The organism is Paenibacillus sp. FSL M7-0802 (genome assembly GCF_038004945.1).
Lineage (GTDB): Bacteria > Bacillota > Bacilli > Paenibacillales > Paenibacillaceae > Paenibacillus > Paenibacillus polymyxa_B.
The window spans coordinates 4,929,425-4,946,291 of record NZ_JBBOSD010000001.1 but is presented as its reverse complement, the minus strand read 5'-3'; the positions used below and the strand labels follow the sequence as shown (position 1 = coordinate 4,946,291).

Below are 16,867 nucleotides of genomic sequence, written 5' to 3'. Positions count from 1 at the left end.
CAAGAGTACGCGATTATCAGCATTCCGCATATAATCATCAAATGATAGCGTTTACAAAATTGAGTATACAGCCTACTTTTCAACCTTTTCACCTTAGCTAATGATTACAACACAACCTAATGATCATCCGCTTTTCTCCATGATTAGAGAACACCTCAAGATTTGATTATATACGGAATTCTTTCCTCTTGATAAGGTTGACATGTAAACGATTACGAGGAGGTCAACCACATTGACGCAACCATTACGAAAACAAAAATTACGAAAAAAAGAATCGCTGGGCAGCCGTATTTTCAACATTGTAAACAGTACACTATTGATTCTCATTGCCCTCACTTGTCTCTTACCTTTTTTGAATATCATCGCCAGCTCTTTTGCCTCAACTGAAGAAGTGATAGCCAAGAAGTTCATTTTATTCCCAGTTACTTTTTCCTTGGATGCCTATCGCTATATTCTGTCGACTCCCACCATTTTTAGAGGTCTCGGGGTTTCGGTTGGAGTAACGGTCGTCGGTACAGTTGTAAGTATGATATTTACTGCTTTTATGGCTTATGGATTATCCCGAAGATATCTACTTGGCCGCAATACGATTAACTTCATTGTAGTGTTCTCTATGTTGTTTAGTGGGGGGATGATTCCGACATTTCTGGTTGTAAAAAGCATGGGGCTTATCAATTCGTATTGGTCCTTGATTCTTCCCGTGGCCATTAATGCGTTTAACCTGATTATCATGCGTAACTTTTTTCAGGCGCTGCCAGATGATTTGGAGGAATCAGCCAAGATGGACGGGTGCAACGATTTTGGTATCTTCTTTAAAATTATGTTGCCGTTAGCCCTGCCTTCTATTGCAACCATCTCTCTATTCTACGCTGTTGCCTACTGGAATACGTATATGCACGCCATTCTCTATATTAATGATTCTGCAAAATGGCCGATTCAAGTCTTGCTACGTCAAATTGTAATCGTTTCCAGTGGTATGCAGGCAGAAGGTACTGCTGTAGATGTCATCCCGCCTGCGCAGACGATTAAGATGGCAGTCATTGTCATTGCGACCGTTCCGATGTTAATCGTGTATCCATTTGTGCAAAAGCACTTTGTCAAAGGAGCTTTATTAGGAGCGGTTAAAGGCTAATTGGCTTGCTTCATCTTTCGGTAAGCTCCCGGTGTAACCTGTTCCTTTTTCCGAAAAGAGCGGATAAAGTTTTGCGAATTATGATATTGCAGTCGCTCAGCAATTTCTTTAATCGTCATATCGGTCTCAACAAGCCATTTCTTGCCCATTTGTAACCGGTAGCCCATTAGATATTCACTAAACGTCGTTCCGTATTCTTTTTTGAAAATACTGCTTAAATAATTCGGATTGTAATGAAGTCGGTCTCCAATGAGTTCTAATGATAATTCCTGGTCATATTCAGCACGGATAATAGCCGCAATTTTTTCCGAGAGACAGCGGAATTGCTGGTTGGTCTTCTCCTTCATGCTTTTTACCATGGGGAAAATAACTTGCTCTATCAGCATACGTTCTATCTCTTCCGGGTTACGGATGTCCAGCAAACGATGATACAAGGCATGATTGTCTTGCGTCAGCAGCACTTCAATCCCTAATAGCTGCTCCAATTGGATGAGGTTATTCACAAACCGTACCAACAGCACTTCAAAGTTCATGGAATGATTGTTTTTTATCATCATTTCCTCCAATAAAGAGTGCACGGTATGGTATACCTGCTCTTCGTCCCCTATTCGGATGGCATCAAACAGTTTTGATTCCAATTCCGTAGGATAATGAAGCAGCACCGGACCTGAAATGACCATGGAAATATCTTCATAAAAAATAATTGATTCTTTGCCTAAATTTAAACGGTGATGCAAAGCTTGCTTGCTCATCTCACAGGCTTCTTTACTTTCTAATAAGTTATCATACGCAGTACTAATGCCGATGCTGATGGATACATTCAAATACTCTTTTACGTTTCGAACCAAAAGGGTCGCATCATCTAGGACTTGCTTTCTCATTTCCTGTTCGCTCTTACCTGTCAAAATTAATATAGTGGCCTGAGTGTTATCGTTCAAAATGATGGGAAGCATTCGCTGCTGCTCTGGAATCGTTTCTTCTACGATTTTATTAATAGCCAGCAGCAAAACATCTTTATCCGAGGGCTCTCGATCTCCCAGATTATCCAGTTGGACTAACAAGGTAATATACATTTGATTCTCGATCTGCGGATAACCCAAGCGTGGCATTTTTCGTGCCAATTCCTCTGCAGAAATACGTTTGCGGAACAGGTTGAGAATCAATTGGGTCTCCAACTGTGGCATTTCGGACTGAATGAGACTTTCCAAGCTTTCCTTCTCGGTTACAATGTTATCGATTGAATTAATAATCCATTCAATTTCATTTTTAGAAGGTTCATTTTTGAAAGCGAAATTAGGATTTTTAGGCAAGCTTCGTTTTATTTGCTGAAATGGCTTTGTAAAGTAAATGGCAATGAAGTACGCCACTACCACCATTAAGAGCGTTAATACAAGTCCCATCATGATGATCCCAAATTTGGTCGTTTGAAAGGCATCCGCAATTTCTTTCTTATCTAATACCGTTAAGTAAGTCCAATTGTTGTAAGCAGATTTGGCATAAATGACTTGTCGTGCAGGCTGCTGATCCGTTTTCTCCAAAGTTAACATACCTGTGTTGTTCGGCTTCACTGCAGCTTCTGAAATATGCTGAAGCTGTTGGGTGGACAATAATTGTTCAGCAGGCTGGGTTTCATACATTAAATCGCCTTGTTTATTCAAAATAAAAACAGCCATATGATCCTCGGTTTGAATCGTATGATTTAACGTTTGCAGCGAAATATCCGACAAAGCAATGGCTTGCTTCTTCTTAGAGAATACAGGCAAGGTATTAACAAAACGAATTCCTTTATCTGTTTTAACCCAGAATAGTCCCTTCTCTTGGTGGTCGATATAGGTACTAATCAGCTTTTCTCGTTCCGTTTTCGTCAAATAGGACAGGCTTCCATTGGAGATTCTCCAATTCTGATTTAGACTGATTAGCGAATATTCCGTTCCCTCTAATCCCATCGTAGCAATATAATTGAGCTGAGTATTCACATTCCGATACGCTATAAAATCTTTTTCTGTAATGGGATTTTTCACAACATCATTAAAGGAACTGGTCGTGCTATACGTATTAAAAGCATATTCAATCGTTTGAATTTTCTGCTCCAGACTATTTCTGATCTGTGCCATGTAGCTTTGCTTGGTATTGGAAACTCTCTCCACAACGGAGCTAATTGTTGTAAAATAGATGTAGCTGCCAAAACTGGCCACCAATCCTATTCCCAAAACCAGAATCGTAATAAAAATAGTATAGAACATTCTTCCTTTTTTCATTGCGCTCCCCCTCTGGCTCTTTGCATCACAACAAAATTATAGCGCTTTCATAACAAGGTTTAAATCATTTTTTTCACGTGTGCATTATTTTTTACATCCGTATCATTCCAATTTAAGTCGATTTTGTTTGGTTTGCGGCAGTTAAAAAGAAATTTGGAGGAGTTATTTATGTTACATGTTGTTAGTCCTAAAGAACCGATTATAAAAGAAGAATTTCCGTCAGACACTTCCTTTCTCTCCCTCTATCCCGTAGCAGTTCGTGAAGCTCGTCCTTTTATATTGGTATTACCTGGCGGTGGCTACGAGCATTTGGCCTCACATGAAGGAGAGCCTATAGCTCGGTGGTTGAATGATCTAGGTATTCATGCGGGTGTGCTGGAGTATCAAGTCGGCGATTTCGAGATTATTTCCTTGTTGAAGGATGTAGAACATGCTCTGCAATGGATTCGCCAAACACCGCATGATTGGCTAGTCATCCCTGATCAAGTGGGGCTCATCGGTTTTTCAGCAGGCGGTCACTTGGCCTCCATTGTCTCCACTATAGGGATGGTAAAACCAGATCTTCTGTTGTTGGGATACCCTGTAATTTCATTTCATGAGCCTTATACACATATCGGAAGCCGTACACATTTTTTAGGGGAACAGCCGACGCTGGAGCAGCTCCAAGCCTTTTCATCCGATCGGCAAGTAACTTCACAGACACCTCCAACTTTGATGTGGACTACAGCCAATGATGGCGCTGTACCGGTAGAAAATAGTCTGTTGTTCGCTTTTTCATTATCCAGAGAACGTATTCCGTTTGAACTGCATGTATTTGAGGAAGGGCGACACGGCTTGGGACTGTCAGAGGACAACCATGAATGCCATCAATGGCTTAATCTGGCGGAAACTTGGCTTCAAAAACATGGATATGCTCAGGCAAGGCAACAGATGACAACTCGACTGTTTATCGCTGGGGACTCCACTGCAGCTCAAAAAGGGGCTACCGAAAAACCGATGACAGGCTGGGGCGAACACTTGCAAAGCTACTTGGCACCGTCTGTTCATGTGGACAATCGTGCCGTCAATGGACGAAGCACCAAATCTTTTATAGCAGAAGGCCGGTTAGCTGATATTGAAAAAGATATTCAAGCTGGAGATTATCTGTTTATTCAATTTGGACACAACGATGAGAAAAAAGAAGACCCCACTCGCTATACCGATCCTGATGGAGAGTATCGTCAAAACTTAATTCAATACATTCAGTCCGCTCGGGAGCGTGGTGGAATTCCAGTGCTATTGACCTCTGTAAGCCGCCGCCGCTTCAAAGCAGACGGTGAACCTGATCCGCTGGCTGTAGGAGCCTATCCTGCTGCCATGAGACAAGTAGCCGCGGAAACCAAGACACCCCTGCTCGATATTTTTGAAGCTTCTCAGCAGCTATATCGTTCAATGGGTGAAAAAGAGTCACAGCAGCTATTTATGCATTTGCCTGAAAAAGCGCATCCTAATTACCCCGCTGGTGTAACGGATAATACCCATTTTTCTGACGAAGGAGCCAAACAGGTCGCCCAGCTTGTAGCGGAAGCAATTCGACAGTGTGCGGAACTGTCTGCATTAAAACAGCGTATGGTAGAAAAGAATCTAGATAGCGATGAGAGGCTTGCACACCAGCTTGTCAACTGATATCAAGAACTAAATAGATACAAACACAAAACGGACTTGGAGCAAATCACTCTGACGTCCGTTTTTTATTTCGTGTGATCAAAGACTATACAGCTATGAAGAATAGTTCAAAAGTATGGTAAATAAAAAACTTAAATTGTTATATTTTAATTCTTTTGTATTTTATAGGACTTTAGAATCGTTTTGTTGTATTATTTTGACAACATTTGTCGAATGAAGTGAAATCAATAATTTTACATGGTATATTTTAGGAGTTAAAATCATACATCAGGAGGAATTCTTTATGAATACTAAGAAAATATTATTATCAACAGCTATGTCTCTGGGACTTATTGGGAGTATTATCGTCCCTAGCGCGTCCGCATCTGTAGGCCCTTCTCCGGTAATTACGCCTGTCGTAGAAGTTAACGGAGTATACTACAGAACGGCTACGTTGCCACGTAATTATTCCTATGCGTTGTCAAATTACCCAGGGGATACTTATAAAGTGGCGAGCGGAAATGTCACCGTCTCCGCTTCCGGGGTGGTAACAACTAGTACTGCAACGAATGCAAGAGTTGAGATTTACGGCGGTAACGGTAAATTGAGAATGGTGTACACTGTTAAGGTATCTTAAGATAAAAACGGTAAAAATAGCACTGTCCGTTTATTGGGCGGTGCTATTTTTATGGACGGGCTGATGTCAACCCCTATTCTCATAGCTATTCAATGTCCTGTTCTTTGAACTCTAAAGATCATGTTTAAACCGAATCCAATTAAAACGAGGCCCGTAGCTTTATCAATAACATTTTGTACTCTCGGAGACATTAACCATTTCCTTACATAACTCAACAATAATACGATTGTTGCAAACCAAACAATGGAAACAGCTGCACAAAGTAAAAAATGAAGGCTTGATTGTAGCCAGGCATAATAAATTTCGGTAAAAACGTGAGAAAAAATAGTGAAATTAGTTATTTGTAAATATTTATAGAAAAATAGATCTAGTTCTGATAGACTATTGCTACTATATTTTTATGCTGGAGGATATTGGGTTCATGAAAAATAAAGCTTTTTTCTCTCTTTTGTGTGCTTTTATTATTTTTATAATGGGATTAACAGCATGTGGAGTATCATCAAGTAAAGATCATTCATTATTATCTAAAGAAGAATTTGAACAAATGTACGTCAATGCTGATCAGTTTGAAGACCGCTCTATTGATTTTTATGGACAAATCACTAATGGTCCTAAGGAGGATAGAAATGGGATTTATGTTCAAGTGAATGCTGATCCGAAAAATAATAAAAAAAACACTTTTGTCTACGGCAATAGTTTTTCCAGCTTCTCTAATGCAAAAGAGAATGATTTTATCCACGTAACCGGTACTGTCATTGATAAATATCGCTATAGAACGACCTACGGCACCTACACCTCAGCTCCTGCCATCTCGGCAAATAAAATAGAAAAATCTATGTTTATTGATCCTACATTGAGCACTATAGAAGTAAATAAGTCAATAAAACAAAAGGGCTATATCATGACTCTTCAAAAAGTCGAGTTTGCTGAAGAGGAAACACGGATTTATATGGCAATCGAAAATAAATCTAAAAACACGATAAATTATTATGACTTTTATACTAAATTGGTTCAAGGAAACAAACAATACGAACCAACAACTGATAGTGTAAGTTATACTTATCCTGCGTTACAGTCTGAAATACTACCTGGTATGAAGACAGAAGGAATTCTGACATTCTCAAAAGTTGACTCTTCTACGGACTTAACCTTAATTGCAAAGGGGTCTGCGGAGGATTTTTCCATTGAATATAATCCGTTCAAGTTTAAAATCTCAAAAAAATAGTCTTTTGGGAGCTTCTCCTAGCCTATAGATTGCATCCCCTAGATTAGATATTGATCCCCACTGAGTAGTTTAATATATTCTAAGGGGGCATTCTTCATGGCAATGAAAGATTAAAAAAATTAAATCACATTTAGAAAAAGTGAAGAAAGAGAAGGTTCGCTGCAAATTATAATCGCTCCCTAATAAAGGGGCTATTTCCCTCCATTTTCTCACCCTCTATAAACAACAAAAAAACCCTTGCTACGCAAGGGTTTTTGAGGAAATGGGCCCTGAGGGACTCGAACCCCCGACCAATCGGTTATGAGCCGACCGCTCTAACCAACTGAGCTAAGGGCCCTCAAAAAAATTTGTATATTCACGTTACACATTCATAACAGCAACGTTAATTAATATACAACATTTTCTTGTGTTTCGTCAATAGTCTTTCGAAAATTTTCTTTTACAAAATTATTTTTGTGGACTTACGGAATAAATCGGACACCATAACGACCTTTGCGCGAGCGGTACACCTCCACTGCGCGGGGATCATTGTAGCCATACATCCAGCCGTCGTGCTCCAACCTTTTTGCCAGACATCCTGCCTGAAATTTAGTCGTGTACAGTCTGCCATAGTAAATCCAATACATCCGAACTCCCTCTTTTCACATGATGGTAGGAGTTAGTGTAACCGGATCGAATTCGATTTACACGGCCTGAGCCATAACAATCTACAATGGTTAGCACGAGTACGAATCGCTCTAATCATTAGCTCTGTTGGCCCCTATAGCTCATCTTATTTGCCAAAGGAAGTCGGATCCTGACGCCAGGAACGCAGCAGTTCCATCTCTTCTTCCTGAATAGTTCCTTCACGCAAGGCAACGTTCATCAGGGCTGTATAATTGGACAAGCTTTGCAGCTCCACACCTGCTTCTTCAAAGGCTTGAGTCGCTTTGTCTAGCTGGTAGCTGAAAATAGCTAGTACCGCTAACGGCTGAGCGCCTGCTTGTGCTACGGCCTGTGCTGCTTTAATGGAGCTGCCTCCTGTAGAAATGAGATCCTCGATGACCATAACCTTTTGTCCTGCGCCGATGCGGCCTTCAATTTGGTTCTCTTTCCCATGTCCTTTGGCTTTGTCCCTCACATAGGCCATTGGCAGATTTAGCTTTTGCGCCACCCAGGCCGCATGAGGAATCCCTGCTGTAGCTGTCCCTGCAATGACTTCGGTTTCGGGATATTGCTCACGAATGAGGGCAGCAAATGAGTCTGCGATCAGCTCGCGTACCTCCGGGTAGGACATGGTCAGACGATTGTCACAGTAGATTGGCGATTTAATGCCGGATGTCCATGTAAAAGGCTGTTGCGGGCGCAATGCCACCGCCTGAATACGTAACAGATGGGATGCGATTTGCTCGGGGATACTATTGAATGTGGTCATACTTGTATCATCTCCTCAATAATGTGTTCCGCTGCGGCACGTGGGTCTGCTGCTGCGGTGATAGGACGTCCAACAACAATGTAGCTGCTGCCTTGGGCAATGGCTTGCCCAGGTGTAAGCACACGCGACTGATCGCCTGCAGCACTACCTGCCGGGCGTATGCCAGGAGTTATCGTCTTAAAGTCTGATCCACATACAGCACGAATGGCAGGCACTTCCAAAGGTGAAGCTACCACACCATCCAGTCCCGCCTCACGGGTCAGTTGTGCGTAACGAACTACTGCATCCTGTACCGTACCAGGAATACCTAACTCCTTATTCATGGTCGTCTGATCCGTGCTGGTCAGCTGTGTGACTGCAATAATGAGCGGCATGGAAAGCGAACTGTCTGCGGAAATAGCTGCTTCTGCACCAGCTTTAGCGGCTGACATCATATTAACGCCTCCAGCAGCATGTACGTTGAACATATCCACACCTAGGCGGGTAATGCTCTCTGCCCCTCCCCGCACCGTGTTAGGGATATCATGCATTTTCAAATCCAGAAATACGGAGTATCCTCTGGACTTTAGCTGTTCTACAAAAGCTGGCCCTGCATTATAAAACAGTTGCATACCTACTTTTATATAACAGGGAATCCCCTCTAGCTGCCGAATTAACTGCTCAGCCTGTTGTGCATTGGGATAATCTAATGCAACCATCAGCCGTCCTGCCATCTGCTGAAATGCTCCATTCACCGTTCTACATCCCCTTTTCACGTCAATTCGGGTACATTTGCCCGTGATAAAGGACATCCGTCAGCCGAAGCTGATGAATGTCCTTCCCTGTGCTACTTATTTCCTCACATCTATTCGTAACGCATTAGTTGCTCAGGACCGGCATGGATTCGGATGTGAAATTGATCGTTTCCAGCATTCTTAGCAAAGCGCGTACTGTATCCAGTGAGGTCATGCAGACGATGCCATTCTCAACCGCTTCGCGGCGGATACGGAATCCATCACGCTCTGGCGTTTTGCCTTTGGTCAGCGTATTGAAGACAAAGTTGGCTTCACCCGTACGGATCATATCCAGGATGTTCGGGTTACCTTCGCTCAGCTTGTTGATCGTGTTCACCGGAATATTGGCCTGCTTCATAGCAGCCGCCGTTCCACCTGTTGCAATAATTTTATAGCCCAGTCTGTAAAAGCCCTGCATCAACTCGACAGCTTCTTCTTTGTCCTTATCTGCCACTGTAATGATGATTGCTCCAGTAGATGGAATTTTCATGCCAGCCCCCACAAGTCCTTTGTACAGTGCTTTGGCATACTGAATATCGCGTCCCATGACTTCACCTGTCGATTTCATTTCTGGGCCCAGCGTCGGCTCTACACGGCGCAGTTTGGCAAAGGAGAATACCGGAACCTTAACCGAGACATAATTACTTTCAGGCCAAAGGCCTTCTGAATAACCTGCATCTTTAAGCTTACCGCCCAAAATAGCCTGTGTAGCCAGATTCGCCATCGGGATATTCGTTACTTTACTCAAGAAAGGAACCGTCCGCGAGGAGCGAGGATTAACCTCGATCACGTACACCTGGTCTTGATGAATGACAAACTGGATATTTACCAGACCGATCGTTTTTAATTCTTTGGCGATACTGATTGTAATTTCCACAATTTTTTGTTTCAGCTCGGCAGACAAGTGCTGTGGTGGATACACCGCGATCGAGTCACCTGAGTGAACCCCGGCCCGTTCTACATGCTCCATAATGCCTGGTACCAATACTGTCTCGCCGTCGCAGATGGCGTCGACCTCAACTTCTTTACCCAGCATATAACGGTCGATGAGCACCGGATGCTCTGGATTGATTTTAACCGCTTCTTCCATGTACCGCAGCAATTCCGTATCTGAGTACACGATTTCCATAGCGCGCCCGCCCAGAACGTAGGATGGACGTACCAGGACCGGATAGCCTAGCGCCTGTGCGGTTCCTACTGCTTCATCTACCGATGTGACCGTGTTGCCTTTAGGCTGTGCGATAGCCAGACGAGACAAAAGTTGCTCGAACTTTTTCCGGTCTTCCGCTTCATCGATACTTTCCAGACTCGTACCCAAAATATTCACTCCTGCCGCACTCAGCGGAGCTGCGAGATTAATGGCCGTTTGACCACCGAACTGGACGATAACCCCGATCGGTTTTTCCTGCTCGATGACATTCATTACATCTTCGAAGAAGAGCGGTTCAAAGTAGAGGCGATCGGATGTGTTAAAGTCCGTAGATACCGTCTCCGGGTTGTTATTGATAATCACTGCTTCGTAGCCTGCTTTTTGAATAGCCCATACCGCATGTACGGTGGAGTAATCAAATTCAATCCCTTGCCCGATCCGAATCGGTCCGGAGCCGAGTACGATAACTTTCTCTTTGTTAGATGGAATCACTTCATTTTCCACCTCGTAAGAGGAGTAGTAGTACGGAGTTGTGGCTTCAAACTCGGCTGCGCACGTATCTACCATTTTGTAGACCGGACGCAGGTTTTGAGCTAGACGGAATTCACGTACCTCACGCTCGGTTGTCATACTGTCGTTTTGGCCCATACTGCGAATCTCGGCGATAGAGCGGTCGGTAAAACCTTTACGTTTGGCCTGATAGAGTGTTTCGTAGGTCAGCTCAGACTCTCCAGCGATGATGGCTTCGAACTTGACGATTCCCTCTACCTTATCGAGGAACCACCAGTCAATTTTCGTCAAATCTTGAATCTCCTGCTGCTGCCAGCCGCGACGGAACGCCTCGGCTACCAAGAACAAACGCTCATCATCTGCTTTAATCAGGCGATCCTTGAGCACGTCATCAGACAGCTGTTCGGCTCCCTTAAGATGCAGACGGTTTACACCGATTTCCAACGACCGTACCGCTTTATGGATGGACTCTTCGAATGTGCGTCCGATGGCCATGACTTCACCCGTTGCTTTCATTTGCGTGCCCAGCTTGCGGTTGGCAGAAATGAATTTGTCAAATGGCCAGCGTGGTATTTTGCTCACGATGTAATCCAGTGTTGGCTCAAAGCAAGCATACGTTTGTCCCGTTACCGGATTCACAATTTCATCCAACGTGTAGCCCAGTGCAATTTTGGCAGCCATTTTAGCAATCGGATATCCAGTTGCCTTGGAAGCCAGTGCCGAGGAGCGGCTTACGCGCGGATTTACTTCAATTACATAGTATTGATAGCTGTGCGGATCAAGCGCAAACTGTACATTGCAGCCGCCTTCGATATTGAGGGCGCGGATAATTTTCAGAGAAGCGGAGCGCAGCATCTGGTATTCGCGATCTGACAGCGTCTGACTCGGAGCTACGACGATACTGTCACCAGTATGCACGCCGACTGGATCAAAGTTCTCCATATTACAAACAACGATGCAGTTATCATTGCCGTCACGCATGACCTCATACTCGACTTCCTTCATACCTGCGATACTTTTTTCCACCAAACATTGTCCGATTGGACTGTATCTCAAGCCAGAGCTGACGGTTTCACGCAGTTCTTCTTCTGTAGAGCAGATACCACCGCCTGTTCCCCCTAGCGTATAAGCAGGGCGAACGATAATTGGATAACCGATTTCGTTAGCAAATTCTAACGATTCCTCTAAGGTTGTTACAATTACACTCTCCGGGACAGGCTGTTCCAACTCGCGCATCAAATCACGGAACAGATCACGATCTTCGGCTTGTTCTATCGAATTCAGTTGAGTTCCCAGCAGCTTGACGTTTTCACGCTCCAGCACTCCGGCGCGAGCCAGTTCCACTGCCATATTCAGACCTGTCTGTCCTCCCAGCGTAGGAAGCAGACCATCAGGACGCTCTTGACGGATAATCTGTGTTACAAAATCAAGTGTAATCGGCTCGATGTATACTTTGTCTGCCATGTTGGTGTCTGTCATGATGGTTGCCGGATTACTGTTGATCAGTACTACCTCGACGCCTTCTTCTTTGAGCGCTTGACAAGCTTGTGTACCAGCGTAATCAAATTCTGCTGCCTGACCAATGACGATAGGACCGGAACCGATCACAAGTATTTTTTTAAGTTCTGTATTTTTCGGCATATTAGCGCTCTCCTCTCACTGCGGCGGCGATAGCAGCCTGACGCGGTTGCTTTGGATGATTTCTTTTGTGCTCACGGATCATGTCCAGAAAACGGTCAAACAGGTAGCCATTGTCGTAAGGTCCTGGTGCAGCCTCTGGATGATATTGCACCGAAAACGCGGGATGCTTGGTATGTTTAAGACCTTCAATCGTTTTATCGTTGTTATTAATATGCGTCACTTCAAGCTCAGTTCCTTGGATCGAATCCTCATTTACCGTGTAGCCGTGATTTTGCGATGTGATAAAGCAGCGTCCGCTCTCCAGTTCTTTCACCGGATGGTTACCACCGCGATGTCCGAATTTCAGCTTTTCCGTATCCGCTCCCGAAGCTAAAGCGAACAACTGGTGTCCCAAGCAAATTCCGAAAATCGGATATTCCCCTAACAGTTCAGCTACCGTACGAACGGCATGGGGTACGTCTTTTGGATCTCCAGGGCCGTTAGACAGCTGGATACCGTCCGGGTCCAAGCGACGAATTTCCTCAGCCGTCGTATCATGTGGAACGACAACTACATCGCAGTCCCGTTTGTTCAGTTCGCGCAAAATGCCGCTTTTTGCACCGTAGTCAATCAATACGATCCGCTCTCCGTTGCCAGGACTGCTGTACGGATGAGGTGTGGAAGTCATAGGAACCTGATTACGCAATTCTTCAATGGTGAGGTCAGACATCATTTCTTTCAGTTCTTCCAGCGGCTGGGAACCAGTCGTCAAAATGCCCTTCATCGTGCCGTGATGGCGAATAATCCGGGTAAGCATGCGGGTGTCGATGTCGCTAATGCCAATGATGCCATATTCCTTCAGCAAATCGCCCACGCTGTATTGAGCACGCCAGTTACTTGGCGCCGGCTCGTAATGTCGAACAGCAAAGCCATGGACATAAGGCCGTACCGATTCAAAGTCATCCCGAGTAATTCCGTAATTGCCAATCAGCGGGTAAGTCATCGTTACGATTTGTCCGCAATAAGAGGGATCAGTCAGCACCTCTTGATAGCCTGTAATCCCTGTGTTGAAAACGACCTCGCCTGTTTTTTCACCTTCCGCACCAAATGATGTGCCTGTAAACAGCGTGCCGTCCTGAAGTAACAATCTTGCCTGCATCCCGTCTCACTCCTCTATATTGTTTCCTGCTATTAGGTTCTATTTATTTAGTGATTTCTATTTATTTTGCTTCGTCAGCAGACCATACCAGTTTGCCATCTACCCAAGTTTTCACAGGCCAGCCTTTGAGCTTCCAGCCTGTAAAAGGAGTGTTGCGTCCTTTGCTGGCAAACGTTTGCGGATCAACTGCCTGCTCCTGCTCCAGATCAATCATGGTCAGGTCAGCTGGAGCCCCTTCTTCCAGGCGTCCCGTATCAAGGCGGAAGACACGCGCTGGATCAGCAGTCATACGACGCACTAGAAAGTCCAGCGTCCACTGTCCGGTGGCTACGAATTTTGTGTACAACAGCGGGAAGGCTGTCTCAAATCCAACGATTCCGAATGGCGCCAGCTCCATACCTCTTGCCTTCTCTTCCTCACTGTGCGCTGCATGGTCGGTTACGACGATGTCAATCGTACCGTCTTCCAGTCCCTCGATGCATGCCTGCACATCACGTGGGGAGCGGAGCGGAGGATTCATTTTCCAGTTTGCATCCAGCCCAGGGATGTCCTCATCTGACAATACCAAGTGGTGTGGGCATACCTCAGCCGTTACCTTGATGCCAAAAGATTTCGCGTGGCGGATTAACCGCACTGACTGCTCCGTGCTGACATGGCATACATGATAGTGTGCCCCGGTTGCCTCGGATAGTAAAATGTCTCGTCCGACGTGAATGGCTTCGGATTCGTTCGGAATGCCTTTAAGTCCGTGGCGCTTGGCAAATTCTCCGTCCGTCACCGCCGCTCCTTCAACAAGCGTGTTATCCTCACAGTGTGCAATAACCGGCATATCCAGTGCTTTGGCCCGCGCCATGGCATCCTTCATCATTTGCGCGCTTTGCACCCCGACACCATCGTCAGTAAAGCCGATTGCACCCGCTGCTTTGAGCGCTTCAAAATCTGTCAGCTCACGCCCCAGTTCGTTTTTCGTAATGGCTGCGTAAGGAAGAACCTTGGCAAGCCCGGCTTCCTGTCCCTTTTTCAATACCAGCTGGACTGTGTCCACATTGTCAGTCACTGGACGTGTGTTTGGCATGCAGGCAATCGTCGTAAATCCGCCTTTCACCGCCGCACGGCTGCCTGTTTCAATCGTTTCTTTATATTCAAAGCCAGGTTCTCTCAGATGCACATGCATGTCGATTAAACCGGGAATGACCAGTTTTCCCTGGGCGTCGATTTTTTCAACTTCGCGCTCCTGCTCAGATGCCCCTTCTTCTATAAGTAGGCTGACTCCAGCATCTGCATTTGCGATAGCCAAAATTTTTCCGTCGGCGATTAGGATGGATTTCAATTCAGCCTCGCCCTGCTCGTTCAATACGCTTGCATTCATTATTAATTGTTTCATCTGAAATATTCCTCCGCTCAGTTTTCTGCAACTTTTTCCTACGATTCTACTGACAGCTTCTACAGCTTCATTGCCCGTTCCATAACCGCCATGCGGATCGGAACCCCGTTTGCCATTTGCGGAAAAATTCGCGATTGTTCGCTTTCCACAACTGCACTATCAATTTCCACATTCCGATTCACTGGAGCTGGATGCATGATAATCGTTCCGGGCTTCAGGTTCGCTGCTCTTTTTTCTGTCAAACCGTACTGCTCTCGGTACTCATCCGCTGAGCGCAACATCCCTTCAGCATGCCGTTCCAGCTGTACCCGAAGCATCATGACCACGTCCGCCTGTAGTGCCTCTTGCATCGGAACATAAGGCGCGTACGCCGCAAGATCAGGTGCTTGCATATTATCAGGAGCGCAGAAGCTAACCTTGGCTCCGAATTTTTGCAAGGCCCACAGATTCGAGCGAGCGACACGGCTGTGCAGAATGTCTCCTATGATGGATACTCTCAAGCCTTTAAGTTCACCGAAAGTTTTGCGCATGGTGTACAGGTCCAGCAGAGCCTGCGTTGGATGCTCATTGTTGCCGTCCCCCGCATTAACCAGTGGGACACTGACCTTCTCGGCGAGCTCTTGCAGCACACCGGCTGGCTTTAACCGAATGACTCCTGCATCAATGCCCATGGATTCGAGCGTACGTACTGTATCGTAAATGGACTCCCCTTTTTCCACACTGGAAGCCGCAGCGGAAAAGTTCAAAACCTGAGCGCCCAGCCGCTTCTCTGCCATTTCAAAAGAAAAGCGGGTGCGAGTGCTGTTTTCAAAAAACATGTTGGCCGCAAAGCGTGATTGCAGTACTGGAACCAGTTTTTCTGGTTGAGACTCCCAATAATGAGCGCGATCCAGAATGGACTCGATTTCATTTCGGCTAAGTTCCTTTAACCCGAGCAGGCTACGTTCTTTAAGTTGACTGGCTGTTGTGATCATAGCTGTTCCCCCCGGTTCTGAATGATTGTCACTTCGTCCTTACCGTCCGTCTCTTGAAGGGCTACTACGATTTCCTCAGATTTGGAGGTCGGGATGTTCTTGCCGATGTAATCCGGACGAATCGGAAGCTCACGGTGTCCGCGATCCGCTAGCACTGCCAGCTGGATCATTTGCGGTCGTCCGCAGTGCATCAATGCATCCATCGCCGCGCGGATGGTGCGGCCTGTATACAGCACATCGTCAAAGAGAATGACTTTCTTATCATGAACCGATACGTCAGCAGGATTCATCAAAAGCTCTTTTCCATTTCCTTTAGCTTCGGCTACGCTGCTCCGGTCATCCCGGTAGGCTGTAACATCCAGCTCTCCCCATGGAATTGGTGCGCCTTCAATCTCAGCAATTTTTTCAGCCAGACGTTGCGCCAGATGAACTCCACGTGTTCGAATACCTACTAGCACACAATCGTCAATACCTTTGTTTTTCTCCAAAATTTCATGTGCAATCCGTGTCAATGCCCGACGAATCGCAATTTCATCCATCAGTACATGTGTTTCATTACTCATGCTTCCAGCCTCCTCAGGTGATGTTCCCTTCAGACCTGGTCCCGTGTTCGGATACAAAAAAGACTCCTTGCCCAAGTTTGGCAAGGAGTCTCGTGTGAACAGTCTTCTACTGTTCTCCGATCTCTCGGACACACTGAAGACATACCGCCGCAGCGGATGCACTGATCAGTGATCCATTCACGTTACCTTGCCAGCCTCACGGGACTGATTTAAAGGTGCTATTCAGGATTTCCTTTGTCCTGCTTCTCATAGTGTGAGATGGTTAGCCATCTCTTGGACAAAGTTCATCGCAACTACGAGAAGTATGACAGATTGAAAATCGTGTGTCAACACCCGTTCAACCGGAACCACCGGAAGCACTCTAATAATTATACAACTTCATTGTATAATTATCCATAGTTGTTTTTACCCATACCTTATCCCA

General features: G+C 45.3%; 14 protein-coding genes and 1 tRNA gene. 4 read left to right on the top strand and 11 right to left on the bottom strand.

Annotation, left to right across the window (positions count from 1 at the left end; all coding sequences use genetic code 11):
• Positions 1–232 precede the first annotated feature (232 nt).
• Entirely contained in the window at positions 233–1,132 is a 900-nt protein-coding gene (locus MHB54_RS22680; RefSeq protein ID WP_028540498.1) for a carbohydrate ABC transporter permease, read from the top strand.
• Here the strand turns inward: MHB54_RS22680 and MHB54_RS22675 are convergent.
• Complete coding sequence (locus MHB54_RS22675; RefSeq protein WP_264454772.1) at positions 1,129–3,390, bottom strand: AraC family transcriptional regulator; 2,262 nt, start codon at positions 3,388–3,390, stop codon at positions 1,129–1,131. The two genes, MHB54_RS22680 and MHB54_RS22675, sit on opposite strands and share 4 nt — an antisense overlap.
• A gap of 168 nt (positions 3,391–3,558) precedes the next feature.
• Between MHB54_RS22675 and MHB54_RS22670 the strand changes: the two genes are divergently transcribed.
• Together MHB54_RS22670 and MHB54_RS22665 are read left to right on the top strand one after the other, a co-directional pair.
• Complete coding sequence (locus MHB54_RS22670) at positions 3,559–5,055, top strand: GDSL-type esterase/lipase family protein (RefSeq protein WP_076295456.1); 1,497 nt, start codon at positions 3,559–3,561, stop codon at positions 5,053–5,055.
• 283 nt (positions 5,056–5,338) lie between these two features.
• Complete coding sequence (locus MHB54_RS22665) at positions 5,339–5,671, top strand: hypothetical protein (protein WP_053325760.1); 333 nt, start codon at positions 5,339–5,341, stop codon at positions 5,669–5,671.
• A gap of 89 nt (positions 5,672–5,760) precedes the next feature.
• Here MHB54_RS22665 and MHB54_RS22660 read toward each other — a convergent pair whose 3' ends face one another.
• Positions 5,761–5,973, bottom strand: coding sequence for a LysE family transporter (locus MHB54_RS22660; RefSeq protein WP_231517130.1), 213 nt, complete (start codon positions 5,971–5,973; stop codon positions 5,761–5,763).
• Positions 5,974–6,092: 119 nt separating this feature from the next.
• Between MHB54_RS22660 and MHB54_RS22655 the strand changes: the two genes are divergently transcribed.
• Positions 6,093–6,896: a DUF4352 domain-containing protein gene (locus tag MHB54_RS22655; protein ID WP_053325761.1), complete on the top strand. Its 804-nt coding sequence runs from the start codon at positions 6,093–6,095 to the stop codon at positions 6,894–6,896.
• Positions 6,897–7,159: 263 nt separating this feature from the next.
• On the opposite strand, the gene MHB54_RS22650 is transcribed toward MHB54_RS22655, so the two are convergent.
• The 9 genes from MHB54_RS22650 to pyrR all read right to left on the bottom strand — a co-directional run bounded on the left by MHB54_RS22650 (position 7,160) and on the right by pyrR (position 16,443).
• Positions 7,160–7,233, bottom strand: a tRNA-Ile gene (locus MHB54_RS22650).
• Positions 7,234–7,357: 124 nt separating this feature from the next.
• Positions 7,358–7,522, bottom strand: a complete 165-nt coding sequence (locus MHB54_RS22645) for a hypothetical protein (protein WP_014282411.1) — start codon at positions 7,520–7,522, stop codon at positions 7,358–7,360.
• Between the two features lie 146 nt (positions 7,523–7,668).
• Positions 7,669–8,310, bottom strand: coding sequence for an orotate phosphoribosyltransferase (gene pyrE, locus MHB54_RS22640; RefSeq protein WP_071558489.1), 642 nt, complete (start codon positions 8,308–8,310; stop codon positions 7,669–7,671).
• On the bottom strand, positions 8,307–9,101 hold the full coding sequence (gene pyrF, locus MHB54_RS22635) for an orotidine-5'-phosphate decarboxylase (RefSeq protein WP_081047489.1): 795 nt from the start codon (positions 9,099–9,101) through the stop codon (positions 8,307–8,309). The genes pyrE and pyrF overlap by 4 nt, the downstream gene beginning before the upstream one ends.
• Before the next feature lie 67 nt (positions 9,102–9,168).
• Positions 9,169–12,384, bottom strand: a complete 3,216-nt coding sequence (carB, locus tag MHB54_RS22630) for a carbamoyl-phosphate synthase large subunit (protein ID WP_023989424.1) — start codon at positions 12,382–12,384, stop codon at positions 9,169–9,171.
• A gap of 1 nt (position 12,385) precedes the next feature.
• The gene (carA, locus tag MHB54_RS22625) at positions 12,386–13,522 is read right to left on the bottom strand and encodes a glutamine-hydrolyzing carbamoyl-phosphate synthase small subunit (RefSeq protein ID WP_023989425.1); all 1,137 of its coding nucleotides are present in this window, start codon (positions 13,520–13,522) and stop codon (positions 12,386–12,388) included.
• A 61-nt stretch (positions 13,523–13,583) separates the two neighbouring features.
• Positions 13,584–14,906 carry a dihydroorotase gene (locus MHB54_RS22620; protein ID WP_028540490.1) on the bottom strand — a complete coding sequence of 441 codons (1,323 nt, stop codon included), beginning with the start codon at positions 14,904–14,906 and terminating at the stop codon, positions 13,584–13,586.
• A gap of 59 nt (positions 14,907–14,965) precedes the next feature.
• Positions 14,966–15,880: an aspartate carbamoyltransferase catalytic subunit gene (locus tag MHB54_RS22615; RefSeq protein ID WP_023989427.1), complete on the bottom strand. Its 915-nt coding sequence runs from the start codon at positions 15,878–15,880 to the stop codon at positions 14,966–14,968.
• Positions 15,877–16,443: a bifunctional pyr operon transcriptional regulator/uracil phosphoribosyltransferase PyrR gene (gene pyrR / locus MHB54_RS22610; RefSeq protein WP_043882258.1), complete on the bottom strand. Its 567-nt coding sequence runs from the start codon at positions 16,441–16,443 to the stop codon at positions 15,877–15,879. The genes MHB54_RS22615 and pyrR overlap by 4 nt, the downstream gene beginning before the upstream one ends.
• Between the last annotated feature and the right edge of the window lie 424 nt (positions 16,444–16,867).